We start from the raw sequence: 24,221 nt of genomic DNA, 5'->3' as shown, positions 1-24,221 counted from the left end.
GATGTAAGTTATAAATATTTATATTATTTTGGAAATAGTTGCAGTTTTTTAAGTTCTGAAGGCTATAAATTCTTTTTTCCTTCTGCTGTTTATCATTTCCTGACCACAGATAAGAATAAAACCTATATGGATTCGTTCATTTTTAGATTGAAATTACAATGGGAAAAAGACAACCACGTTTTTAATGATGCTCAAAAAGAATTTATTGTTGAGTTTGTTAAAAAGCATTACCAAGGTTATGTTTCGTGGATTCCTAACGATAAATAATTTTTAAGATTTTCCGCAAACCATTTCAAATCACGTAAACTATTATCCTCTATGCTGATTCAAAAACATCAGCACGTAGCATCTTAAAACTTAATAACTTGGTGAAATCCTATGAACAACTTGCAATGGCTCGATGAAGTAAAATTTAACGAACAAGGACTTATTCCTGCTATTGCACAACATCATCTTACAGGTCGTATTTTGATGGTGGCATGGATGAACCGTGAAGCGTTACAACTCACTGCAGAAAAAATGCGTGGGGTATACTTCTCACGTTCACGTAGTAAACTTTGGTTTAAAGGTGAAGAGTCTGGGCATTTTCAAACAGTTTACGAAATTCGTTTAGACTGCGATGCAGATGTGATCGTCCTACAAATTGAACAAGAAGGCGGAATAGCCTGCCATACAGGTCGTGAGTCTTGTTTCTATCGTAAGCTCACACCAAATGGCTGGGAAATTGTCGATGCTCAACTGAAAGATCCAAATGCAATCTATGGTGAAAAATCGGTAAATCCACACACATTGGCAATGAATGCATCAAATGCTCAATCCGAACAAGTCGAAGTCCTCGATTATTTAGGAAAAATGATGGCAGAGCGTAAAGCGGGTGATCCTGACTCTTCATATGTCGCGAAGCTTTACGACAAAGGTTTAAACAAAATTCTAGAAAAAATTGGTGAAGAAAGTATTGAAACCATTATTGCAGCTAAAGATTTTAAAGCCGTAGCCAATGAAGATAATAAAAATGATTTAATCTATGAAGTGGCAGACTTATGGTTCCATACCATTGTAATGCTGGGTTATTTCGACCTTGATATTCAATTGGTTCTCAATGAATTGGCACGCCGTCAAGGTTTATCAGGATTAGTTGAAAAAGCCAAGCGTGATCACTAATTATTCATTTCAATAAGCAAAGATAATGTTTAAATTCAAAAGCTCATGTACTACATGAGCTTTTTTATTATCCATGACTTATCTCAGAACCAACATTTACTCAGCTTTTCGAACATGATCTTCCCGATTGAATGTACGCTTATTCGGACTGTTCTTTGCTATACTCAATCTCTTGATTTTTATTTTTGTGTAGATTTTAGCCACTGTGTCAGACCTATTAAAGCCCACGACAGAACAAAACTTTGCCATTGAAGAAGCGCAAAAAGGTCAATCATTTAAAGTGATTGCTTATGCAGGCACGGGTAAAACGACAACATTACAATTGATCAGTGATGCTATGCAGCATCGCCGTGGCATGTATTTAGCTTTTAACAAAGCGATTGCATCTGAAGCACAAAATAAATTTCATCGTGGCGTAGACTGTCGAACGTTTCACTCACTCGCATTTCGTAGCGTGCCTCGTGGTGTGACCGATAAACTTCGCTTGCCTCGTTTAAGTCCAGGCTTTCTAGCTAAAGAATATCGTATAGAGCCAATCACACTTCGTCGTTTAATGGGTGGACGTTACGAACGTTACACACTCATGCCAAGTCGTCTTGCGAGCTTGGTTGCCAACGCCGTCAGCTATTTTTGTTCGACAAGTTCACAATACCCTGCCCCTCGACACATTCAAGCGCCAAGTTGGCTACATACCGATGATGTTGAGTCACTACAAAAACATTTATATCCTTCAGTCGAGCGCCGTTGGCTAGAATCGATTGATCAGAATCATCAAGCTGGTATTGGACATGATATTTATCTAAAACTATGGGCACTTTCCGATCCGTATATTCCTGCCGATTATGTGCTGTTCGATGAAGCGCAAGATGCAGATCCGCTTATGCTCGGAATTTTACTGCGTCAGCGTAATACTCAAGTGATCTATGTTGGTGATGCACATCAACAAATTTATGCATGGCGTGGTGCGGTCAATGCCATGCAACAAATGCCTTTGCCTTCAACACGGCTCACGACTTCATTCCGTTTTGGTGAACCTATTGCTGATGTTGCAAATTTACTACTTGGTGCGCTGAATGAAAATGTGCCGTTAATTGGTAATCCTGACGCAAAATCAAGTGTGGTCAATAAACCACATACCAAAATGCGTGATGCCATTTTATGCCGTACCAACGCACGTGCAATGGAGCTTTTGCTTTCAGGTTTAGTTCAGGGAGATAAAGTCAGTTTACAAGCCGACCACGCACGATTAAACCGTTTTGTTGATGCGGCAAGCATGCTCAAACAAGGCAAGCGTGCAACGGATGTTCCTGAACTTGCATGGTTTAATTCTTGGCATGATGTACATGAATACTGTGAAACCAATGATGGTAGTGATATTAAACCTTTAGTAAAGCTAGTCGATGATCACGGTACTGAACCACTAAAAAAAGCCCTAGCCAAAATTACGCCCATTGAACAAGCCGACTACGTCATTTCTACAGCACATAAAGCCAAAGGTTTAGAATGGAATCGAGTACATATCGAAGATGATTATCAATTTAAAATAAATGGCTTAGAACATAAAATCAGTGATGAAGAATTACGATTATTATACGTTGCCTGTACGCGAGCTAAAGTAAGCTTAAACATTCATCATATCTACGATCTGGTTCAACAACTCAAAATCAGACCACAAATTAATAATAAAGCGTCTGCCTAAATTTTGGCAGAACAATTCAGTCGTCAAAATTTAAAGGTATACCATGAAAATTCATGCCATTCGTCTCAGACATGCCTGTCATTTTTCTGACCTGAAAGTTGAATTTAATCCTAATCAATCTGTGACCCTGATTATTGGTGAACAAGCTTCAGGAAAAACCACGTTACTTAAAAATATGTTTCATGCCTTGTCATGGTTTCCTGCACGCTTCAAAGATTTACGCAGTCCCGGCATTGTCATGCCCGATCAAGATATTATGTACAAACGTGTGCAATCTAAGATTGAGATTGAAGTTGATGTTCCTACTGAAATTGGACCACTCAGTGAAAGTGCCGATGCACGTAGTATTAATACTTTTCGTTGCCAATGGGAGCTGTATAAAACATTAAATGCAACGGGTGTTGGTATCAGTAAAGTCGATGTTGAACAACTCGAACAACTGACTACAAAGTATATAAAAGCGATTAAACAAGACCCTATGCAAGGTTTACCCCTAGTTGCATTTTATCCAACTGAACGCTTTGTTAATGAAATTAGTTTATTAAATAAAAACAATCCTCATGTGTTCCAATCGGCAACTGCCTATGAGGCTGTTCCATTGCCTTTTACTACATTTACTCGTTTTTTTGAATGGTTAAGAGAGATCAGTGATGTGGAAAATGCCCAAACAACGCAAGTCTTTCAACAAATTTTAGCAGATCGTAAGCAAAGTAAACTGACATCAACACCTCCTGATACTAGTCTATTGGCAGATGCACTTCTACATGCTAGCACCCAAATGCATACCCCTGCCTTAACGGCACTCCGCACCACACTACAAACCGTTATTCCCGACATTACTGATCTTTTTATTGAATACCAACCTCGTCTACAATTGATGGTGGTCTACAAAGGGCAAACCATTCAATTTGTGCAACTGTCCAATTCCTTTAAAAATTTAGTTGCTATGCTAGGTGATATTGTTCGCCGTATGTGTTTACTCAATCCACTGAGTCTTTACCCTTGCATAGAAGGTGATGGCATTTTAATGATTGATGAGTTGGATGCCCAACTTGATGATTCATATAGTTTAGGTGTATTAGAACGTTTACATCATGCATTTCCGCGTGTACAAATTATTGTAACGAGTCAACGCAATGCTTTACTTGAAACCGCAGAACAATATCAATGCTTCTTGCTTCAAGATAAAACCATCTCACAGATTCAATTTGACAATCAGCAGCAAAATTTTCAACAAATCTATGCCGATTTACTCTCAAATCATTCTACTTCCGACCAAAACATAGAAACTGAATCTACTTTAGAAAATATAGAGATCAATATATCTGAACATAATGTGACTGACTTTTTTCAGAAAATTCAAAGCATGAATCCTGAAGAAAAACTGGCTTTATTGACCTTACTGCGAGCAAATCATGATCCTACGCCACATCAGCCTTTGAATTAAATCTAAGTATTTGCATATATATCTCCATGTCAATGATGATTTAAACGAATCAAAAAATACCAAAGACTCGATATTTGCATATTTGGTCTTTTTTCAAAATCCGCTTATTTCTCACATAATGAATCTAGAACTTTAAAATTCTGATTTAAAAGATTCATTCACAGATTGAAGTGATCTCTAAAATAGCATCTAAATAGATATTTTCTGACGTATTTTTCAACATTGCCTAGGTGAAACTAGCCGTACAATGTTGACATTATGCAAAATCTGACAAAATAAATTGATGTTATTCCTTACATGTAATAAGATAAAAATTCAATTTGAATTAGATTTTTCAATCCATTTTGATTTTACAATCGTTTTATCAAGTTGTGCAATACAGCTTGTTTCTTCAAATTTTTTAGATTCAGCTTCCAAAGTTTCATCGCTTTGGGGCTTTCCTTGAGTCCCTGCAGTTTTTGGAAGATAAGATTCACTGAGGTTTCGGCCCATTCACGATACTGGATACACGTGTGTTACCGATTATCATCTTACTACCATTAGTCCTAGGCACTCTACTTGTCTTATGGTTGCAACGATTTTCACGTGGCTTAACTGCATGTGGCGCAATTGCTGTCAGCCTAAGTAGCTTCTTGCTACTTCTATTACAAGCTAGACAAGTTTTTAATGGCATACCTGTTGTCCAAAGTTGGCAATGGTTACCGCAACTCGGCATCGATTTTAGCTTTCGTCTCGATGCACTCAGTCTAATCTTCGCATTACTCATCAGTTGTATTGGCACGCTGATTTATATTTATGCCTATTATTATCTCAGTCCAAAAAATTCTCTCAGTAAACTCTATGCATTGCTCATGCTGTTTATGGCGGCAATGCTTGGCATCTCATTATCCAATAACTTAATTATTTTATTGGTTTTTTGGGAGTTAACGAGTATTTCATCCTTTCTGTTGGTGGGGTATTGGAGCAATTATGAAGCGGCACAACGTGGCTCTCGTATGGCGCTCACCATCACAGGGATGGGCGGTCTTGCCATGCTCGGTGGTTTCATTCTACTTGGGCAAATCACTGGTACTTACCAAATTGATCAACTCACAGGAATGGCGGAGCAAATTCAAAATAGTTCACTATTCGTCCCTGCTTTATTGCTGATCTTATTGGGTGCATTCACAAAAAGTGCGCAGTTCCCCTTTCATTTTTGGCTACCTAATGCTATGGCAGCACCGACTCCTGTGTCTGCTTATTTACATTCAGCAACCATGGTTAAAGCGGGTATTTTCTTAGTTGCACGCCTCTTACCTATTTTTGTCGGTTCGGCATTATTTCATAATTTAGTGACTACTATTGGTTTGCTCACTTTATGCATGGCTGCATTTTTTGCTATTTTCAAAGAAGATTTAAAAGGCTTATTGGCATATTCAACCATCAGTCATTTAGGTCTGATTATGTGCCTATTGGGTATTGGTTCACCTTTAGCCGTTGCTGCTGCTATTTTTCACATCATTAACCATGCAACGTTCAAAGCCGCACTGTTTATGATTGCAGGTATTATTGATCATGAAAGTGGTACACGAGATTTACGTAAACTTAGTGGCTTATGGCAACTACTTCCTTTTACCGCAACATTGACGATGATCACTGCTGCTGCAATGGCAGGCGTTCCACTCACCAACGGTTTCTTGTCTAAAGAAATGTTCTTTACTGAACTTTTGGCAAACCTATCAGGTGGTTATGTTGTTATTGCTGCTATTGTGGCAACTTTAGCAGGACTATTTTCTGTTGCATACTCAGCTCGCTTAGTACACGGCGTATTCTTCGATGGTGACATCGGTACAGAAGTTCCCAATAAACAGGCACATGAACCTCATATTGGTATGCGTGCACCTGCCATTTTTCTTGCTACTTTATGTATTTTAGTCGGTATTCTTCCTGCTTTATTGGTTGAAAATATTGTCAATGCAGGAACACGTGCAAGCGCTCAATTACCAACATTTGAAGGTGTACACCTTGCAGTTTGGCATGGCTTCAATACCCCCTTATTGATGAGTGGTATTGCCTTAATTGGTGGTCTACTTTTTTATTTTGCACTGGCTAAAGGTGGACGTATTCGTGAAATTGACCTTGACCCTGCTTTAGGTGCATTTCAAGGTAAATTGATTTTTGAAAAGTTCCTTAAAAACCTCCTACTTATTTCTCAAAAAATAAAACAAAAAACAGAAACAGGTTCATTACAGAACTATCTTTTATTGATTATTGTTTTTAGTATTTTCATGGTGACACTACCACTATGGGGACAAGGTTTAACCCTCGGTACACGTGAACTTTCAAGTGCTCCACTCACAGCCATTGTCTTGTGGTTACTACTCTTTACTGCATGTTGGATGATGCTGTGGTTCCATCATGAACGCATTAAAGCGGTCTTAATTAGTGGTGCAATTGGCTTAGTTGTAACCATGGTCTTTATTCTACTTTCTGCTCCCGATTTGGCACTAACTCAAATCACTGTAGATGTCGTGACAACTGTACTGTTATTGATGAGTTTATCATTACTGCCTCAACTTACGCCTTATGAATCGAGTCGTACCCGTCGTTGGCGTGATGCAATTATTTCAATTGTGGCAGGTCTAGGGATTGGTTGGATTACATGGCTAATTCTAACCCGTGATCACGATTCAATTTCGTGGTTCTTTGTACAACAAGCACTTCCTCTAGGTGGTGGTTCAAACATTGTCAACGTCATTTTAGTCGATTTCCGTGGTTTCGATACCTTTGGCGAAATTACTGTACTTGGAATCGCAGGCATTGGTGCGCTGTGCATGATGGATGGTATGCGAGCACATGGTACAACGATGACTCAAGGTCTAACCTACCGCTTCAACCCATCTCCACTCATGTTTCGTATGACTGCATCTTGGGTGCTACCTATTGCACTTGTCGTTAGTCTACATATTTTCATGCGTGGACATAATTATCCAGGTGGTGGCTTTATTGCAGGGCTCATTACCTCTATGGCACTGGTGATTCAGTACATTGCTTTAGGGCAAGACAAAACCGAACAATTGCTCAATGTTAAATCTGGACGTCTGTATGAAGTCTGGATCGGTCTAGGATTACTTATTGCAGGTTTAACAGGTATTGCCGCTTGGTTATGGGCACGTCCATTCCTCACCAGTGCACACATTTATGTTAAAACTGACATTTTTGGAAAATTCCATTTGGCATCTGCCGCAGGTTTCGATCTGGGTGTTTATGTCACGGTTGTCGGTGCAACCATGTTACTCATTTCTGTACTCAGTGATGCACGCAACTCAAGTATGTCCGGTCCGGTCTTTAAGGAGTAATCATGATTAGTTTAGAATTTTTACTCGCTTCCGCAATTGGTTTACTTGTGACAACAGGTGTTTATCTTGTATTGCGTGCTCGTACCTTCCCTGTAGTTTTAGGACTTGCGATGATTGGCTATGCAGTCAATTTATTTCTTTTTGCGATGGGTCGCTTACAAGAAAATGCACCTGCAATTTTAGTTGAAACTGAAAAAGTGACAGATCCTTTACCTCAAGCACTTGTGTTAACTGCAATTGTAATTGGCTTTGCAACTACTGCATTCATTGTTCAATTGGCACTGCGTAGCCGTTATGAGTCAGGTACAGATCATGTTGACTCTAAAGAGGAGCCGAATACTTTTGATCCGCGTGAGGATGAGCCTTAATGAATATGTTGATTGATTTTTGGCACACTCATACCCCTATTTTGAGTATTCTCATTCCTGCATTTACAGCCTTTGCCTTAGTTCTACTTGGCAATCCAGGTTCAGGAACTTTAGCACAAGATTGGCGACAACCTTGGCGTCGTGGAATCAGTTTAATCTCAGCAATTTTGGGACTTGCAACAGCAATCAGCTATCTAATACAAGCAAGCTCAGGGCAAATCTTTATTTACGAACTAAGTGAATGGACTGCACCTTTCGGAATTATTCTAGTTCTAGATCAACTCTCTGCTTTAATGCTTGTACTGACCTACAGCCTTGCACTACCCATCCTTTGGTTTGCAAGTAAAGAGTGGGATGAACGTGGACGTTATTTCCATGCAATGTCCCATTTCTTATTAATGGGACTGTGTGGTGCATTCCTCACAGGTGATTTATTTAACCTCTTTGTCTTCTTTGAAGTTTTATTAATGGCATCTTATGTTTTGCTCCTTCATGGGCAAGGCAAAGCACGCTTTCAATTGGGTATTCACTACGTCACCATCAACCTACTTGCATCTGCACTATTCCTCATTGGCTTAGGCATGATCTATGGCAGTGTCGGCAGCCTCAATATGGCAGATGTTGGACGTATATTGCCAACCCTACCCAATGATCAACATCGCCTTGCTACAGCAGGTGGCTTATTGCTCTTTGTCGTATTCGGCATTAAAGCTGCAATGCTTCCTGTCGGCTTTTGGTTGCCAAAAACCTATGCGGTGGCAGCAACACCTGTGGCTGCTCTCTTTACCATTATGACCAAAGTTGGTATTTATGCCATCTTACGTGTCAATGGTACGGTATTTAATGATGAGCTCGGGCAAAGTATTTTAAGTCATACCTTGTTGATTATTGGTTTAATCACTTCACTCTATGGTGTGATTGGAGCAATAGGTGTCGATCGTTTACGTCGTTTTGTCGGCTTTATGATTTTATCCTCTATTGGAACGATTCTCGTTGCATTCTCAATGATGAATGAAGCCGCATGGAGTGCAGGTCTCTATTATCTCGTACATAGCACAATCATTGCAGCATCATTTTATTTGCTCTGTGGATGGATTACCTCACAACGTGGTGTACTCAAAGATCATCTCAAAATTGCTCCTAAAATGAAGCAAGACAAGATTATTGCTGCAAGCTTCTTCCTTATTGCTTTAATGATGGCAGGACTTCCGCCATTCAGTGGCTTCTTAGGTAAAGTTCTCATTTTACAAGCAACTGCAAATTTTGCTTATCAAGGTTGGGTTATTGGTATAGTACTCTTGGTAAGTTTACTCAGTATTCTTGCTTTTACTCGAGTTGGCTTTGTCTTATTTTGGCGAGCAACTTCACCAGAAAATAATCCAGCAGAACAAGCCTATGCCGATTATCAAAATTTGCCAAATCAAGCACCCGTTCGTAATGATTGGACTATCTACCTACTGCTCAGTGGCTTAATTTTATATGTCGCTTGTGCAGCACCAGTTTTAAAATATACTGAACAGACTGCACAGCAAATTACGAAAGCGAGCCACTATCAACAACTTATTTTGAAATCTGATGAACATCAAAAGATCATTAGTGTTCAACCTTTTGATCCAAAATATATTCCAGAAACTAAAGACGGTGGTGAAGTTGCTGATCCAAATGCTCACTATATTCCATACAGTATTTCAAAAAATACGCTGAATGGTGAACATATTTCAGAATATAAACAGCAGCAGATTCAGCAACAACAAGCCGAACAACGCAAAGATCATGATCAACCTCAACTTAAGCCGATGGAGCAGTAAATGAAACAAAAACTTTCTTTCATTGATCGCGTCATTCCTCATCCATTTGTATCGGTACTGGTTGGTCTATCTTGGTTAATGCTTGGACATAGCTTTGAAGCCTTTGATATTTTTATGGCAATAATGCTCGGCTTAATTATTCCTAAAATCGTGCAACCATTTATTGTTCGTACGCCTAATATTCACTGGAAACCTGCCATTCATTTAGTTTTTGTCGTACTTTGGGACATCATTTTGTCCAATATTCGTGTTGCAAAACAAGTGCTTGGTCCAACAAAAAACTTACACCCAAAATGGTTCCGTGTGCCTTTAGACACCGATCATGAGCATGTTAATGCACTTCTTGCAATGATCATTACGACCACGCCAGGAACAGTAAGTGCGGGTATTGATCAAGAACGTGGCGATATTTTAGTTCATGCGCTTAGTTGTGATGATATTGATGCTGAAATTGAAGCCATTAAACTACGCTATGAACTTCCATTGATTGAAATTTTTAACGTCAAGGAAGGAGAAGAACAATTATGATATTTCTACCTTATGTACTTGGTATTTGCATCAGTATGATTACGATTTCGATGCTTCTCTGCCTGATTCGACTTGTGATGGGACCTTCAATCGTGGATCGCTTGCTTGCACTCGACACCCTATTTTTAAATGCAACCTGCTTGGTGATTATTCTCGGAATTTATTGGACAAGTACCAATATGTTTGAAGGTGCTTTATTGGTAGCCATGCTTGGTTTTGTATCAACTGCAGCATTAGCACGTTATTTCACTACTGGTCATGTCGTTGACTAATCAGGAATAAATGGAGAACTTTATGCAACTTGCTATGGAAATTATCGTTTCATTTTTTCTAATTACAGGTTCATTTTTCACCTTGGTTGGTGGCATAGGTATGGTTAAACTTCCCGATTTATTCATGCGTCTACATGCACCGACTAAAGCAAGTACATTGGGATTAGGGAGTTTTCTCATTGCAGGAATGATTTATTCGGCTTATAACAGCCGTTTCGGCTTTGCAGAATTACTCATCACCCTACTCGCTTTTATTACCGCACCTGTATCTGCAAACTTAATTGCACAAGCCGCGATTCATTTACGCTTACGTTCAACTTCAGGCGATGTACCAGAAACACTAGAACGAGCATTGCCATGGCAACGTCAAAAGACCATTAAACATTTTAAAGATGATCACCTTTAAAAATATAGCCCAAACGACATCTAAGATCATTGTTTTTATAATGAGATTCGCTTGTACTTCACTCTCAACTGAAAGTATAAGTGAATCATCCATCAGCAAATTTCTGAGAAAAAAATGTATACAGGTATTGTGCAAGGCTTAGAAAAAGTGAATGACATTCAACAAGGCAATCACTTTACAACACTTTTTATTTCAAATAAAAATAACTTTTTCAGTGATGTTTTTATTGGTGCAAGTGTTGCAATAGAAGGTGTATGTCTCACTGCAACAGGATTTGATCAAAAACTCAATCAAGTATCATTCGATGTTGCCCAAATCTCAAATACTTTAACAACCTTACAATTTTTACAAATTGGAAATGCCGTCAATATTGAGCGTTCAATCAAAGCGGGTATGGAAAATGGCGGACATAACTTATTTGGTCATATCGAAGGAATGGCAACCATCAAAAATGCCGTACATAACGGTGAAACCTTACATCTCGATATTATTATTCCAGATGGCAATATTAAATACTTCTTCAAAAAAGGTTTTATTGGCTTACAAGGATGTAGCCTAACAGTAAATCGAGTTGACAGAGAAAGCCATGAAATTTCAGTCGATTTAATTCCTGAAACTTTACGCTTAACAACATTTAAATCTGTAAAAGCAGGTGACAAACTTAACTATGAAATTGATCAAATGACTCGAACAATGGTCGATACTCTAGAGAGTATTCATGCACGTTAACCGTAAAATTTCTGAACTTAATAAAATCACAAAGCCAATTTTAATGATTGGTTTTGTTCTTATTTGAAAAAGTAACAATATCAACTAAAAATTGGGGCATGGACATCCTCTTGAAAACTTTCCATGCCATACTCATCGGCAAGTTTTGTCTTCCAATATTCCACAATTTTACTGTAATCAATTTCATCAGGGTGAAAACCTTCTTTATAATAAGATAGGTACTCAGGGATTAAAGAGATCATCATTTTTGACAGCATATAAATGCCGTAAAGATTTTGAGGTACTTTAGGTACGCTCTTCTTCCAATCCTGCATAAATAAACGTGTCGCAGAATAAAAAGTTAAACTTGCAAAACCTGTCGTCACATTACGCATGACAGAACGACGGACTTTGTCATCTTTATACAGGGTTTGATAGACATCAAAAGCAACCGCACGATGCTCAATTTCTTCAATCGCATGCCAAACCCAAAGTTTGATCGCATCATCATCCAAAGTACTCAGTACCTCAGGATGACGTAAAATATAACCACCAAGAAGTGCCGTAAAATGTTCAAAAGCGGCTGTCACTGCCAATTGATACTTTGGTGGCACACTTTTAATAAGTGCATCACGGCGCCCGAGCCATGCCTGAAAACGATCTAAGTTATAGTCATCTCTGCGCCATGCATCATTAAATTCAGCATGTGCTTTGGAATGCATCGCCTCTTGACCAATAAATGCGGCAATTTGTGCTTGCAGTTTTTCATCAGTAATCTTATCACGTACATTTCGTACGCTATGTACAAAAAACTGCTCACCGATAGGGAAAGTCGATGATAATGCTGTCAACAAATGTGACATCACAGGTGAGTTTGCAAAAAAATGTCTACGAATGGCTTTGGGGTTAAAACTCGGTTTACGGACTTTAATACCAATAGCCTTAGGACGATTTAAATATGTTTTTTTTTCTTCCGCCGCTATAACTGTTGACATAAGAATAATCCTACTTTTGTCTGAATTAATCCATATTGGCAGAAAACATAAATTTGTATATTGCTAAAAAAACCATCAATTGACTAAAAATACCAATCTGGCAGAAAGGTCAAATAAGACATAAAAACCAAAAATATAGTTATTAATTTTTAACATTAAAAATCAACTATATATATCAAAATAAAACACAATTATTAACATCTTATTATGTCAATCATTTACATTTATTCCTATAAAAAACGCCTACATAAAATGTAGGCGTTGAAAATGGGTCTCTAAATTTTTAACGTGCTCAATCCATCTTATACATCAAGGTAATCTAGAATACCTTCTGCTGCTTCACGACCTTCCCAAATTGCTGTGACAACAAGGTCAGAACCACGAACCATATCACCACCCGCAAAAATTTTCGGGTTTGATGTTTGGAATTTATACTGTTGTTTTTCAGCTGCAAGTACGCGCCCTGAACCATCCAAACCAATATTTACATCTGCAAACCAATCAGCAGGACTTGTACGGAAACCAAATGCCAATAAGACTGAATCTGCAGGTAAAATTTCTTCAGATCCAGGAATTGGCTCAGGACTACGGCGACCACGAATATCAGGTTGACTCAATTGAGTTGTCACAAACTTAACGCCTGTCACTTTGCCATTTTCACCGACAATTTCAATCGGTTGACGATTAAATTGAAATTCAACGCCTTCTTCACGTGCATTCTTCACTTCACGACGTGAACCAGGCATATTCTCTTCATCACGGCGATAAGCACACGTTACAGACTCAGCACCCTGACGGATTGAAGTACGGTTACAGTCCATTGCAGTATCACCACCGCCAAGAACGATCACCTTTTTACCTTCAACACTAATATATTCCGATGGATCTTTTTCCCAACCTTGCGTACGGTTAACATTCGCAATGAGGAAATCAAGCGCATCTACTACGCCATCAAGATCCTCACCTGCAAAACCACCTTTCATGTAGGTATATGTTCCCATACCCATGAACACAGCATCATAATCTGCAAGAAGTTGGTCAATGGTGATATCTGTACCAATTTCAACATTCAAACGGAATTCAACGCCCATACCTGTAAAAATTTCACGGCGGCGTTTCATTACGTCTTTTTCCATTTTGAATTCAGGAATACCAAAAGTCAGCAAGCCACCGATTTCAGGGCGTTTATCAAATACAACAGGCTTCACACCATTACGCACAAGAATATCTGCACAACCTAAACCTGCAGGACCTGCACCAATGATCGCCACTTTTTTGTCTGTCCATTTCACATTGGACATATCTGGACGCCAACCTAAAGCAAAGGCTGTATCATTAATATATTTTTCAGCATTACCAATGGTAACGGCGCCAAAACCATCATTTAGGGTACAAGCACCTTCACATAAACGGTCTTGTGGACATACACGACCACACACTTCAGGCAAAGTATTAGTTTGATGGCACAGTTCCGCTGCTTGGAAAATACGACCTTCCGCAATCAACTTTAACCAATTTGGAATGTAGTTATGTACTGGACATTTCCATTCACAGTAAGGATTACCACAACCTAAACAACGGTGGGTCTGATTTGCTGCCACTTCTGCTGTAAAAGGTTTATAAATTTCCACAAACTCTGCTTTGCGGACATCAATATCTTTTTTTTCTGGATCTTGGCGTGCTACATCCAAAAATTGAAAGTCATTATTCAGGCGTTCAGCCATGTCTCTCTCCGTGGGTTGGATATGGATAACTTCATATACCTGTGTATATCTGCAAAGTTACCCACACCTACCTAAAATATGAGTAGTGGAATTATTGTGGATCGGCTTGAGTTGTTTTCAAAAGCGTTTGTAAATTAGCTGCTTTTGGTTTCACGAGCCAGAATTTACGACTATAGAAATCAAACTCATTGCGGATCTTATACGCCCAAGCACTACCTGTTTCTGCAATATGTTCATCTAAAATACGAAGTAAGAACTCTTGATGTTCCTCCATCGACTCTGTTGAAATACGGTTCAATTCAATCAATTCGTGATTATAGTAATCTACGAAGTCATTATCTAAGTCAAGTACATAAGCAAAACCACCCGTCATACCTGCACCGAAGTTATGTCCAACTTTACCGAGTACAGTCACAATACCGCCTGTCATGTATTCACAACAATGGTCACCTGCACCCTCAATCACCGCAAATGCACCTGAGTTACGTACTGCGAAACGCTCGCCTGCCGTACCTGCTGCAAATAATTTACCGCCTGTTGCACCGTAAAGACAAGTATTACCAATGATTGCTGTTTCTTGCGTTTGGAATGGTGAACCTTTTGGTGGGAAAATCGACACACGACCACCCGCCATACCTTTACCTACATAGTCATTCGCATCGCCTTCAAGACTGATATGCAAACCACCAGCATTCCAAACACCTAAAGACTGTCCTGCTGTACCTTTCAGGTTCATTTTTACAGGATGTGCTTCCATGCTCAAGTTACCATAGCGTTTGGCAATTTCACCTGAAATACGTGCGCCAATCGAACGGTCACAGTTTACGGTTGTGAAGTGATATTCACCGCCAGTACCAGCGTCAATTGCAGGAAGCATCTCTGCAATCATTTTCTCAGCCAATACACCTTTATCAAATGGTGCATTACCTTGAACTTCGCAATATTGTGCTTTACCTTCCGCAGATGGATGTGATGTTAACAATGCACTTAAATCGAGATGTGCATGTTTTTCAGTTTCACCCGGTAACATTTCAAGCAGATCAGTACGACCAATCAAGTCTTTCAATGATGCAACACCCAATGCTGCTAACCATTCACGTGTTTCTTCTGCAATGAAGTGGAAGAAATTAATCAGCATTTCAGGTTCACCGATATAGTGTTCCTGACGTAAATGATCTTGTTGAGTCGCAACACCTGTCGCACAGTTATTTAAATGGCAAATACGCAAGTATTTACAACCTAAAGCAATCATTGGTGTCGAACCGAAACCGAAGCTTTCGGCACCCAAAATCGCAGCTTTAACCACATCCAAACCTGTTTTTAAACCACCATCGGTTTGTACACGAACTTTGCCACGTAAATCATTCACACGAAGCGCTTGGTGCGCTTCTGCAAGACCCAATTCCCAAGGTGAACCTGCATGGTGAATTGAAGACAATGGTGAAGCAGCTGTACCACCGTCATAACCTGAAATGGTAATGAAGTCGGCATAAGCTTTCGCAACACCAGCCGCAATTGTACCTACGCCTGGCTCTGAAACTAATTTTACAGAAACCATTGCATCAGGATTGACTTGCTTCAAGTCAAAGATCAATTGTGATAAATCTTCGATTGAGTAAATGTCATGGTGTGGTGGAGGTGAAATCAAGGTCACACCTGGTACTGAGTAACGTAAACGTGCAATTAAGCCATTCACTTTACCACCCGGTAACTGACCACCTTCACCTGGTTTTGCACCTTGTGCCACTTTAATCTGTAAAACTTCTGCAGATCTTAAGTAAGCAGGCGTTACACCAAAGCGACCCGATGCAATTTGTTTGATTTTCGAGTTACGAATTGTGCCGTAACGTGCTGGATCTTCACCACCCTCACCAGAGTTTGAACGACCACCAATGGTGTTCATGGCAATGGCAATGGCTTCATGTGCTTCAGGTGACAATGCACCTAATGACATACCAGCAGAGTCAAAACGTGGCAAAATTTCTGAAACCGCTTCAACTGCTTCTAAAGGAATGGAATTTTCAGTTTTAAGTTTCAATAAATCACGAATCGTAGCAATCGGACGTGTATTGACAAGCTCTGCGTATTCTTTAAAGTCCGCATAATTACCTGAACGCACAGATTTATGTAATGCATTGATCACATCTGGGTTGAATGCGTGGTATTCCTTGTCAAATACAAATTTCAGCAAACCACCTTGCTCAATTGGCTTACGTGCTTTCCACGCCAAATCCGCCAATTTTTTCAAATCGTTTTCAAGGTCTGTAAATGTCGCACCTTTAATACGGCTTGGTACGCCTGTAAAGCATTTTTCAACCACTTCATCAGACAAACCGACAGCTTCAAACAACTGACCGCCACGATACGATGCAACAGTTGAAATCCCCATTTTAGAGAGAACTTTCAATAAGCCTTTTTCAATCCCTTTACGGAAGTTCGCTTGTGCATGAATTGGATCACCCAACAACTCACCTTTAGCAATCAAATCATTGATCACGTCATACGCAAGATATGGATAAATTGCAGTTGCACCAAAACCTAAGATCACTGCAAATTGATGCGCATCACGTGCAAGTGCAGTCTCAACGACAATATTAGCATCGGTACGCAAACCGACCTTCATTAAATGATGATGAATTGCACCTGTGACCATTGCTGAGTTTGCAGGTAAATAACCTTGACGAATTTTACGATCTGAAATGACCAACAATGTTTTGCCATCACGAATCGCTTGTGCCGCTTCTTCACAAATACGTGCAATTGCAGCTTCAAGACCTTCAGTTTCCGCATAGTTCAAATCGATATCGGCAATTTCATAACCTTTACGACCCAATGTACGAATTTGGTGCATTTTAGAGTTTGAAAGTACAGGACTTGAAACAATTAAACGATCCGCATGTTCAGGACCTTGTTCAAAAACATTTTGCTCCCGACCAAAACACGTTTCCAATGACATTACGATAGATTCACGCAATGGATCGATTGGTGGGTTTGTCACTTGGGCAAATTGTTGACGGAAATAATCACTCACATGACGTACTTGGCGAGACAATACTGCCATTGGCGTATCATCACCCATTGAACCAACAGCCTCCTGACCGCTTTCAGCGATTGGACGAAGCAATTGATCACGCTCTTCAAAAGTTACCAAGAACATTTTTTGTGCGGCCTTAAGGTCATCACCTTTTAAGCCTTGTTCACATAAATATTCTTCTAACTCAGGGCTACCTTGGATACGCACAGAATTTTCACGTAACCATTGACGATATGGGCGCATTTTTTTCAGGTGATTGCTGACATCTTTGGTGTCGAGCATTTTTCCTGTATGGGTATCGATCACGAGAATTTGACCTGGACCTACACGACCTTTCGAAATCACGTCTTCAGGCTTATAACCCCATACACCAATTTCCGATGCAAGTGTGATGTAACCATTTTTGGTAATCACCCAACGTGCAGGACGTAAGCCATTACGGTCAAGCATACAAATGGCATGACGACCATCTTGAATCACTAAACCTGCAGGACCATCCCATGCTTCCATATGTTTAGAGTTAAACTCATAGAATGCACGTAAATCTGCATCAAGCGTTTCAACGTTCTGCCAAGCAGGTGGAATTAACATGCGTAGCGCACGGAACAAGTCCATACCGCCACCGACTAAGATTTCAAGCATATTATCCATGCTTGAAGAATCCGAACCTGTACGGTTAACGATTGGATCTAAATCGGTAAGACCTGGTAATAATGGATTTTCAAATTTTGGTGTACGTGCAACAGCCCAATTACGGTTCGCTGTAATCGTATTAATTTCACCATTGTGCGCCAAATAACGAAACGGCTGAGCCAATGGCCAACGTGGCAATGTGTTAGTCGAGAAACGTTGATGAAATACCACAATATGTGATTCTAAACGTGGATCAGCTAAATCTGTATAGAAGTCTGCAATCGCTTCAGGCAACATCAAACCCTTATAGCTAATTACAGTTGAACATAAAGTCGTGACATAAAATGATGAATCTTGACTTAACTTTTGTTCAGCACGACGACGTGCCATAAACAATTTACGGTTAAACTCAACTTCAGTTACACCCATTGGACAGTTAACAATAATCTGTTCAAATGCAGGCATAGACTGTAAAGCTATACGACCTAAAATATCGACATTGGTCGGAATCACACGCCATGCAATCACACGGCAACCTTCATCTTCAATTTCTTTGGTTAATACTTGTTTTGCATAAGCTGCAATTGCAGGGTCAAGACTTAAAAATACACTACCAACGGCAAATACTTCACTCAGTGTAATGTCACTTAAGCGTTTTGCTTCTTCACGGAAAAATTGCTTTGGCATTGCCAAAAGTAAACCACAACCATCACCAGTTTTGCCATCTGCGGCAATACCACCACGGTGGGTCATACAACTTAAACTATGAATCGCGGTCTTGACTAAGTCATGGCTTGCATCACCCTGCATATGGGCGATTAAACCGAAACCACAGTTATCTTTAAACTCATCAGGTTGATATAAACCTTGAGCGGGAGCTACAGAATTAGGCGATGGCATGTGCATAGCGTACCCTTCTTTTCAACATGGGCCCTATCGGGCAAAAACAAACGAATTATAACTTTGCGATTTTTATGAAACATTTCAATTTAGCTGACATCGGTCATTTTAACGTCATTGTATAACCCGCTACTTATGCTTTTGTAACAAACCTTTTACGAATAGTTTTGCACTTTTTTAAAGCGATGTAGCGGATTAAAATCGCACACTAATTGGATCGTTTCGCGCCAAAACAGGGACAATTAACTCAATTAGTGCACCAATAAAGCAAAATATATGCCAATTATTATAAGAACTCACCCAAGCCCTAAAATACACTTTATTTTAATGATAACTTTAAGTGTTGCTCTATTTTAAGTCTATAAAATGCACCATTTACGTGCAATAAATATTTAAAAAAAAATTAACCGCTCCATTTTAGAACTTTTTAGTTAAATGGATCACTCATTTCTTGTGAAGCTACTTTTTTCTCTACAGGTAATTGTTCTTTTGGCTTGGGTTTCGGCTGTTCAACCGCTGAATGTGACTGCTCAACCCCAATCACATTACCACTTTGATCTTTGCGTGTAATTGTCGTTTTTGTCGTTGGCACACCTGTTGTTGTCGATGAGCCACTTGTTGAACCTGATGGTAGCGTTACTGGTTTAGGTCGTACAATCAGTGTCTCATCAATAATTGGAATAGGTGCAGATTTCAACTTCACTTCATATAGTTTATTGCCACCTTGTGTTTCATCAAAACCCAAGTCATTCACTAAATCTGTATACTGCCCCAACTTAATCACTTTAGGCTTTACAGATGCAGGTAAACCCAATTGTAATTGTTGTAGTTGTGTATTGGCTTCAGCCTCAGTTTTAAATACACCGTAGTTAGCAACATATTGCTCAGCTTGATTGTCACCACTTAAACGAAAATAGAAAAGATTCTTTCTATCTGCCTGTTTACGAATAAAACCTGAAATCACATCTTCCTCATTGGCTTTAAACAATTCAATACTAAAATTTTTCTTATTGTCTTGAATAAATTTCGTGCCACGAAATTCAACGGTATGATCACCAGATACAACCACACGTGTCGTCATTTCTAGCGGACGGACTTCATCTTGCAAACTTCCCAAATGAATGCTCGCTGCCACTTTTTCAGGCTGAATTTGCACTTGAGTATCTTCAATTGGACGATCCATCTCAACCAACTGATCTGTATCTGTGACAACCCAAAAAATAAAGGCAGTCAATAGACAAGCTAAACCACTGATCAGCCAAATATATTGCCGAATACTTTCCCAGTGAATACGCTTTGTTGCCATGTGAATGCCTTAATTTGTTCAGTGTTGATTTGCAAGAATCGCTTGCTTCATCTGCTCTACATCAAACTCACGCGTAATAATTGCCCGCCCCAATTGCTTCATTAAAACTAAGCGCAATTGACCATCAAGCACTTTTTTATCGTGTGCCATATATGCAAGGAATTCATCTAGCGGAATCTGCGGACATGCTACAGGTAAATGTGCACGTTGAATGATATTTTTTGTACGCTCCAAATCAGCTTGACTGATCCAGCCCATACGATGTGACAAATCTGCTGCCATTACCATACCAGTTGCAACAGCTTCGCCATGCAACCATACGCCATAGCCCAAATAAGATTCAATCGCATGACCAAAGGTATGACCTAGATTGAGTAAAGCACGTTCACCTTGTTCTTTTTCGTCATTTGCAACAATGCGAGCTTTATGAGCACATGAACGATAAACTGCTTCAGCAAGTAAATCTGCATCACGCCCAACCAAAGCATCCATATGCACTTCAAGCCAAGCGAGAAATTCAATATCACCTAATAATGCATATTTAATCACTTCTGCCAGACCTGCAGAAAGCTCACGATCAGGCAAAGTGCTTAACTGTGCCATATCAGCAAGAACCACTTGAGGTTGTTGAAAAGCACCAATCATGTTTTTACCCAAAGGATGATTAATTCCTGTTTTCCCACCAACACTGGAATCGACCTGAGAAAGCAAAGTCGTTGGCACCTGAATAAAATATACGCCACGCTGAAAACATGCCGATGCAAAGCCCGACATATCACCAATCACACCACCACCTAAAGCCAATACGGTACAATCACGGTTAAAACCCGCTTCAAGCAAAGCATCAAAAATTAAATTAAGATGCTCAATATCTTTGAATTTTTCACCATCAGGTAAAATACAAGTTTTAACTGTTTTACCTAATTGCTCAATAGCAGATACATAATGTGATAAATATAATGGCTCAACTGTCGTATTACTCACAATCATCACTTGTTTACCAAAAATATATGGCCCAAGGAGCTGTTGTGGGTCTAAATGACTACCAATAAAAATAGGATAACGGCGTTCGCCAAGTTCAACATATAACGTTTGCATGATGTAAGCCACTAAAGAGTATCAGTCAATTCTTTGGAAATAATCAGTTGGAGAATACTTTGCGCTAAATCACGCGCTGCTCCCTGATTAGTTTCAATAATATAATGCGCAACTTCTCGATAAAATGGATCTCTAAGCTGTAATAAGTCTTTTAGTTTTTGCTCAGGATTTTCGACTTGCAATAATGGTCTATTCTTATCACGATAAGTGCGCTGTAATTGAAGCTCTACAGGCGTATAAAGATAAATAACAATTCCGCGTTGATGCAGATATTCGCGGTTTTCAGGCTGCGTTACAGCACCACCACCCGTTGCAACAACCAAATTATTTTTCGATGTCAGCTCATCAATGACTGCTGTTTCCCTGAACCTAAAACCAGGTTCACCCTCTTTTTCAAATATCCACGGGATGGTCGCCCCAGTTTTACGCTCAATTTCATGATCACTGTCTAGAAAATCACGATCAAGTAAATCTGCCAAATGACGACCAACGGTAGTTTTCCCGGCTCCCATGGGCCCTACCAAATAAATATTCGGTAGGGTGTTAAACTCTTTGCTTGGCAAGGAGTCACCTATTGAATTGCTTTCATTGAAAGTATATTAATGATTTCTGGTTTGACTGTCATTAACAATTCTTGGTGTAACAAAGATTAATAGCTCACGCTTATTCTCTGTTTTTGCATCTTTACGGAACAAACGACCTACGTAAGGAATATCCCCAAGGAATGGAACTTTGGTTTGTGTTTTCGAATTTTGCTGTTCAAAAATTCCACCTAAAACCACCGTTTCACCATTATCAACAAGTACATTGGTTGTAATTTCATTTTTATTTAAAATGATTTCACCATTCGGCGCTGTTCCTGCTGGCGAGTCACTAGTAATCAGCAAGTCCATCTGCACCTTACCATCTGGTGTAATACTTGGCGTCACATCTAAACTCAACAATGCGTCTTTAAACTCAGTTGTTGCTGTTGCAGCACCACCTGCTGTCGAGGTTGTTTGATATGGGATTTGTTGACCTGATGATACTTTGGCTTTCTGCTTATCTGCAGTCAAAACTTTTGGTGTCGAAATGACTTCACCATAACCATCGGCTTGTAATGCCGATAACTCAAGATCCAACATGAAATCTGACAAACTAATCAGACCAAATGCAATTTTACTTGCACCCGCACCTGTTACACCTAAATCCACATTTAAATTATCTGGACGTGTAATGGTATATTTACCATCATCATCAGGTGTTTTTAAGTCCCAAAGTGTCGTGTCGCTACCACCAACAAGTAAATCATTATTTTTTGTAATACCTTGAGATAAAATGCCCCACTTGACTCCCATTTCCTTGGTAAAGTCTGTCGTTGCACGCACAATTCTTGCCTCAATCATGACCTGCTTCACAGATACATCAAGTAAATCAATCATTTTTCTGACTTTATCAATATTTTGTGAAGTGTCATTTATAATTAGAGTGTTGGTTCGTGTATCTGCAACGACACTACCACGAGAACTTAATAAACTTTCGAGCGCAAGATTGTCTGCATTGTTATTACCATTATTATTGCCAGCATTTTTCCCATTACGAGAATCCTGCAATAATTTCAATACATCTGCAACTTTTGCATAACTCAACTGAATATACTCAGTTTGAATTGGCGCAAGTTTAATGCTTTGTGCAATTGCTTTCGCTTCCTCATCCTCAGATTTAATTAATTCTGCAACAGGTGCAATCCAAATCACGCTACCATTACGACGTTTATCTAAATTTTTCGTTTTGAGAATAATATCAAGCGCTTGATCCCAAGGAACATCTTTTAATCGTAAAGTAATATTGCCCTGTACCGTATCTGCAGCAACCATATTGATTCCCGTAAAGTCTGCAAGCAACTGTAGAACTCGACGTACTTCAATATCTTGGAAATCAAGAGAGATTTTTTTACCTGTATAGTTATTTGGAGATTGTAAGCTTTGCGGACTTTTCTTCTCTTCAGGACGTTTTAAGCTCACAGTCAGTTTATTTTCCGCCTGATAAGCCATGTACTCATAGCTACCCGATGATTGAATAGTAATGACACCATTTGCACCATCATTATAAGCATCGATTACAGATACCGGCGTTGCAAAATCATTGACATTCATACGGCGAATCAGATGTGCAGGAATACGATTTCCTAACAAGCGAACAACGACTTTACTGCCTTGTTGCTGGACATCTACAGGTGTATTTGCTCCTAATAAGCTAATACCCACCTGCCCCTCACCAGATTTGCCACGTTGAAAACCAATATCAGCAATGCCTTGTTGTTGTGACACAGCACTTGGTCCAAGTTCAGGCAAGGCTGTATTGCTACCGACTTGAGCTGAATTATTGACTTTTAAAATAAAGGTATTGCCTTCAACACGCGTTGTAAATGCACTTTTATTATTTAAATTAACCGTTAACCGTGCGCGCTTCTCATCTGAAGTGACTTCAACAGAGCTTGCTTCATTGGTCGCAACAGGCACATTCGTTTGATTTAAAGTTTGTTTCGCATCGTTAAAGTCAAGAACCAATCGAGATGGATTCTCCAATTCATAGGCTTGTGGCTGTGGTGGCAAGCCATTAAACATCACACGAATTTCCGTCCCTTGACCAGGAACCTGCATTGGCACAACATTAGTCATGGTGATTTGTGCAGATGCAACTTGCATGATTGCCATTGATACCGCCGCCATTGAAAACTGACGAAGACTGCTATTCATAAATGTGCCATCCCCAACGAATAAATTTTTTACACTATTTTTCATTTTTATTCCTTAA

At 39.5% G+C, this 24,221-nt stretch carries 19 protein-coding genes; 11 read left to right on the top strand and 8 right to left on the bottom strand.

What is annotated here, in order from left to right:
• Positions 1 to 126: 126 nt before the first annotated feature.
• The 4 genes from ACK2M2_RS00750 to ACK2M2_RS00735 all read left to right on the top strand — a co-directional run bounded on the left by ACK2M2_RS00750 (position 127) and on the right by ACK2M2_RS00735 (position 4,307).
• The gene (locus ACK2M2_RS00750; RefSeq protein ID WP_409509904.1) at positions 127 to 267 is read left to right on the top strand and encodes a hypothetical protein; all 141 of its coding nucleotides are present in this window, start codon (positions 127 to 129) and stop codon (positions 265 to 267) included.
• 111 nt (positions 268 to 378) lie between these two features.
• Positions 379 to 1,161, top strand: coding sequence for a bifunctional phosphoribosyl-AMP cyclohydrolase/phosphoribosyl-ATP diphosphatase HisIE (gene hisIE / locus ACK2M2_RS00745; protein ID WP_419345815.1), 783 nt, complete (start codon positions 379 to 381; stop codon positions 1,159 to 1,161).
• A 205-nt stretch (positions 1,162 to 1,366) separates the two neighbouring features.
• Positions 1,367 to 2,860 carry a UvrD-helicase domain-containing protein gene (locus ACK2M2_RS00740; RefSeq protein WP_419345814.1) on the top strand — a complete coding sequence of 498 codons (1,494 nt, stop codon included), beginning with the start codon at positions 1,367 to 1,369 and terminating at the stop codon, positions 2,858 to 2,860.
• A gap of 43 nt (positions 2,861 to 2,903) precedes the next feature.
• A complete protein-coding gene (locus ACK2M2_RS00735) occupies positions 2,904 to 4,307 on the top strand; it encodes an AAA family ATPase (RefSeq protein ID WP_419345812.1) in 1,404 nt (467 codons plus the stop codon).
• A 315-nt stretch (positions 4,308 to 4,622) separates the two neighbouring features.
• Here ACK2M2_RS00735 and ACK2M2_RS00730 read toward each other — a convergent pair whose 3' ends face one another.
• On the bottom strand, positions 4,623 to 4,799 hold the full coding sequence (locus ACK2M2_RS00730) for a hypothetical protein (RefSeq protein WP_409509900.1): 177 nt from the start codon (positions 4,797 to 4,799) through the stop codon (positions 4,623 to 4,625).
• 8 nt (positions 4,800 to 4,807) lie between these two features.
• On the opposite strand from ACK2M2_RS00730, the gene ACK2M2_RS00725 reads away from it, so the two are divergent.
• From ACK2M2_RS00725 to ACK2M2_RS00695, 7 genes are all read left to right on the top strand, one after another.
• Complete coding sequence (locus tag ACK2M2_RS00725) at positions 4,808 to 7,645, top strand: monovalent cation/H+ antiporter subunit A (RefSeq protein WP_419345886.1); 2,838 nt, start codon at positions 4,808 to 4,810, stop codon at positions 7,643 to 7,645.
• Positions 7,646 to 7,647: 2 nt separating this feature from the next.
• The gene (locus ACK2M2_RS00720; protein ID WP_409509899.1) at positions 7,648 to 8,013 is read left to right on the top strand and encodes a Na+/H+ antiporter subunit C; all 366 of its coding nucleotides are present in this window, start codon (positions 7,648 to 7,650) and stop codon (positions 8,011 to 8,013) included.
• Positions 8,013 to 9,821 (top strand): monovalent cation/H+ antiporter subunit D, encoded by a 1,809-nt coding sequence (locus ACK2M2_RS00715; protein WP_419345810.1) that lies wholly within the window; start codon positions 8,013 to 8,015, stop codon positions 9,819 to 9,821. The genes ACK2M2_RS00720 and ACK2M2_RS00715 overlap by 1 nt, the downstream gene beginning before the upstream one ends.
• Positions 9,822 to 10,349 carry a Na+/H+ antiporter subunit E gene (locus tag ACK2M2_RS00710; RefSeq protein ID WP_419345809.1) on the top strand — a complete coding sequence of 176 codons (528 nt, stop codon included), beginning with the start codon at positions 9,822 to 9,824 and terminating at the stop codon, positions 10,347 to 10,349.
• Positions 10,346 to 10,621: a monovalent cation/H+ antiporter subunit F gene (locus ACK2M2_RS00705; protein WP_409509896.1), complete on the top strand. Its 276-nt coding sequence runs from the start codon at positions 10,346 to 10,348 to the stop codon at positions 10,619 to 10,621. Before ACK2M2_RS00710 ends, ACK2M2_RS00705 begins: the two co-directional genes overlap by 4 nt.
• Before the next feature lie 22 nt (positions 10,622 to 10,643).
• On the top strand, positions 10,644 to 11,027 hold the full coding sequence (locus ACK2M2_RS00700; RefSeq protein ID WP_409509895.1) for a Na+/H+ antiporter subunit G: 384 nt from the start codon (positions 10,644 to 10,646) through the stop codon (positions 11,025 to 11,027).
• Positions 11,028 to 11,141: 114 nt separating this feature from the next.
• On the top strand, positions 11,142 to 11,756 hold the full coding sequence (locus ACK2M2_RS00695) for a riboflavin synthase subunit alpha (RefSeq protein ID WP_409509894.1): 615 nt from the start codon (positions 11,142 to 11,144) through the stop codon (positions 11,754 to 11,756).
• Positions 11,757 to 11,836: 80 nt separating this feature from the next.
• On the opposite strand, the gene ACK2M2_RS00690 is transcribed toward ACK2M2_RS00695, so the two are convergent.
• The 7 genes from ACK2M2_RS00690 to pilQ all read right to left on the bottom strand — a co-directional run bounded on the left by ACK2M2_RS00690 (position 11,837) and on the right by pilQ (position 24,208).
• Positions 11,837 to 12,730, bottom strand: a complete 894-nt coding sequence (locus ACK2M2_RS00690) for a metal-dependent hydrolase (protein ID WP_419345808.1) — start codon at positions 12,728 to 12,730, stop codon at positions 11,837 to 11,839.
• Between the two features lie 302 nt (positions 12,731 to 13,032).
• Positions 13,033 to 14,454 (bottom strand): FAD-dependent oxidoreductase, encoded by a 1,422-nt coding sequence (locus tag ACK2M2_RS00685; protein WP_409509892.1) that lies wholly within the window; start codon positions 14,452 to 14,454, stop codon positions 13,033 to 13,035.
• A 91-nt stretch (positions 14,455 to 14,545) separates the two neighbouring features.
• Positions 14,546 to 19,021 (bottom strand): glutamate synthase large subunit, encoded by a 4,476-nt coding sequence (gene gltB, locus ACK2M2_RS00680; RefSeq protein WP_419345807.1) that lies wholly within the window; start codon positions 19,019 to 19,021, stop codon positions 14,546 to 14,548.
• Between the two features lie 427 nt (positions 19,022 to 19,448).
• Entirely contained in the window at positions 19,449 to 20,327 is an 879-nt protein-coding gene (locus tag ACK2M2_RS00675) for a hypothetical protein (protein WP_419345806.1), read from the bottom strand.
• A gap of 18 nt (positions 20,328 to 20,345) precedes the next feature.
• On the bottom strand, positions 20,346 to 21,425 hold the full coding sequence (aroB, locus tag ACK2M2_RS00670) for a 3-dehydroquinate synthase (RefSeq protein WP_419345805.1): 1,080 nt from the start codon (positions 21,423 to 21,425) through the stop codon (positions 20,346 to 20,348).
• Positions 21,426 to 21,436: 11 nt separating this feature from the next.
• Entirely contained in the window at positions 21,437 to 21,988 is a 552-nt protein-coding gene (gene aroK / locus ACK2M2_RS00665) for a shikimate kinase AroK (protein ID WP_409509888.1), read from the bottom strand.
• 36 nt (positions 21,989 to 22,024) lie between these two features.
• Positions 22,025 to 24,208, bottom strand: a complete 2,184-nt coding sequence (gene pilQ / locus ACK2M2_RS00660; RefSeq protein WP_419345804.1) for a type IV pilus secretin PilQ — start codon at positions 24,206 to 24,208, stop codon at positions 22,025 to 22,027.
• Between the last annotated feature and the right edge of the window lie 13 nt (positions 24,209 to 24,221).

The sequence above is a fragment of the Acinetobacter sp. TY1 genome, assembly GCF_048551395.1.
In the GTDB taxonomy this organism is placed as follows: Bacteria; Pseudomonadota; Gammaproteobacteria; order Pseudomonadales; family Moraxellaceae; genus Acinetobacter.
This window is presented reverse-complemented; position numbering and strand designations above follow the sequence as displayed.

Bases quoted from the DNA above. Each gene is read 5' to 3' on its own strand.
- ACK2M2_RS00750 (WP_409509904.1), top strand. From the start codon at position 127: ATGGATTCGTTCATTTTTAGATTGAAATTACAATGGGAAAAAGACAAC.
- hisIE (WP_419345815.1), top strand. From the start codon at position 379: ATGAACAACTTGCAATGGCTCGATGAAGTAAAATTTAACGAACAAGGA.
- ACK2M2_RS00735 (WP_419345812.1), top strand. From the start codon at position 2,904: ATGAAAATTCATGCCATTCGTCTCAGACATGCCTGTCATTTTTCTGAC.
- ACK2M2_RS00730 (WP_409509900.1), bottom strand. From the start codon at position 4,799: ATGGGCCGAAACCTCAGTGAATCTTATCTTCCAAAAACTGCAGGGACT.
- ACK2M2_RS00720 (WP_409509899.1), top strand. From the start codon at position 7,648: ATGATTAGTTTAGAATTTTTACTCGCTTCCGCAATTGGTTTACTTGTG.
- ACK2M2_RS00715 (WP_419345810.1), top strand. From the start codon at position 8,013: ATGAATATGTTGATTGATTTTTGGCACACTCATACCCCTATTTTGAGT.
- ACK2M2_RS00710 (WP_419345809.1), top strand. From the start codon at position 9,822: ATGAAACAAAAACTTTCTTTCATTGATCGCGTCATTCCTCATCCATTT.
- ACK2M2_RS00705 (WP_409509896.1), top strand. From the start codon at position 10,346: ATGATATTTCTACCTTATGTACTTGGTATTTGCATCAGTATGATTACG.
- ACK2M2_RS00700 (WP_409509895.1), top strand. From the start codon at position 10,644: ATGCAACTTGCTATGGAAATTATCGTTTCATTTTTTCTAATTACAGGT.
- ACK2M2_RS00695 (WP_409509894.1), top strand. From the start codon at position 11,142: ATGTATACAGGTATTGTGCAAGGCTTAGAAAAAGTGAATGACATTCAA.
- ACK2M2_RS00690 (WP_419345808.1), bottom strand. From the start codon at position 12,730: ATGTCAACAGTTATAGCGGCGGAAGAAAAAAAAACATATTTAAATCGT.
- ACK2M2_RS00685 (WP_409509892.1), bottom strand. From the start codon at position 14,454: ATGGCTGAACGCCTGAATAATGACTTTCAATTTTTGGATGTAGCACGC.
- gltB (WP_419345807.1), bottom strand. From the start codon at position 19,021: ATGCCATCGCCTAATTCTGTAGCTCCCGCTCAAGGTTTATATCAACCT.
- ACK2M2_RS00675 (WP_419345806.1), bottom strand. From the start codon at position 20,327: ATGGCAACAAAGCGTATTCACTGGGAAAGTATTCGGCAATATATTTGG.
- aroB (WP_419345805.1), bottom strand. From the start codon at position 21,425: ATGCAAACGTTATATGTTGAACTTGGCGAACGCCGTTATCCTATTTTT.
- pilQ (WP_419345804.1), bottom strand. From the start codon at position 24,208: ATGAAAAATAGTGTAAAAAATTTATTCGTTGGGGATGGCACATTTATG.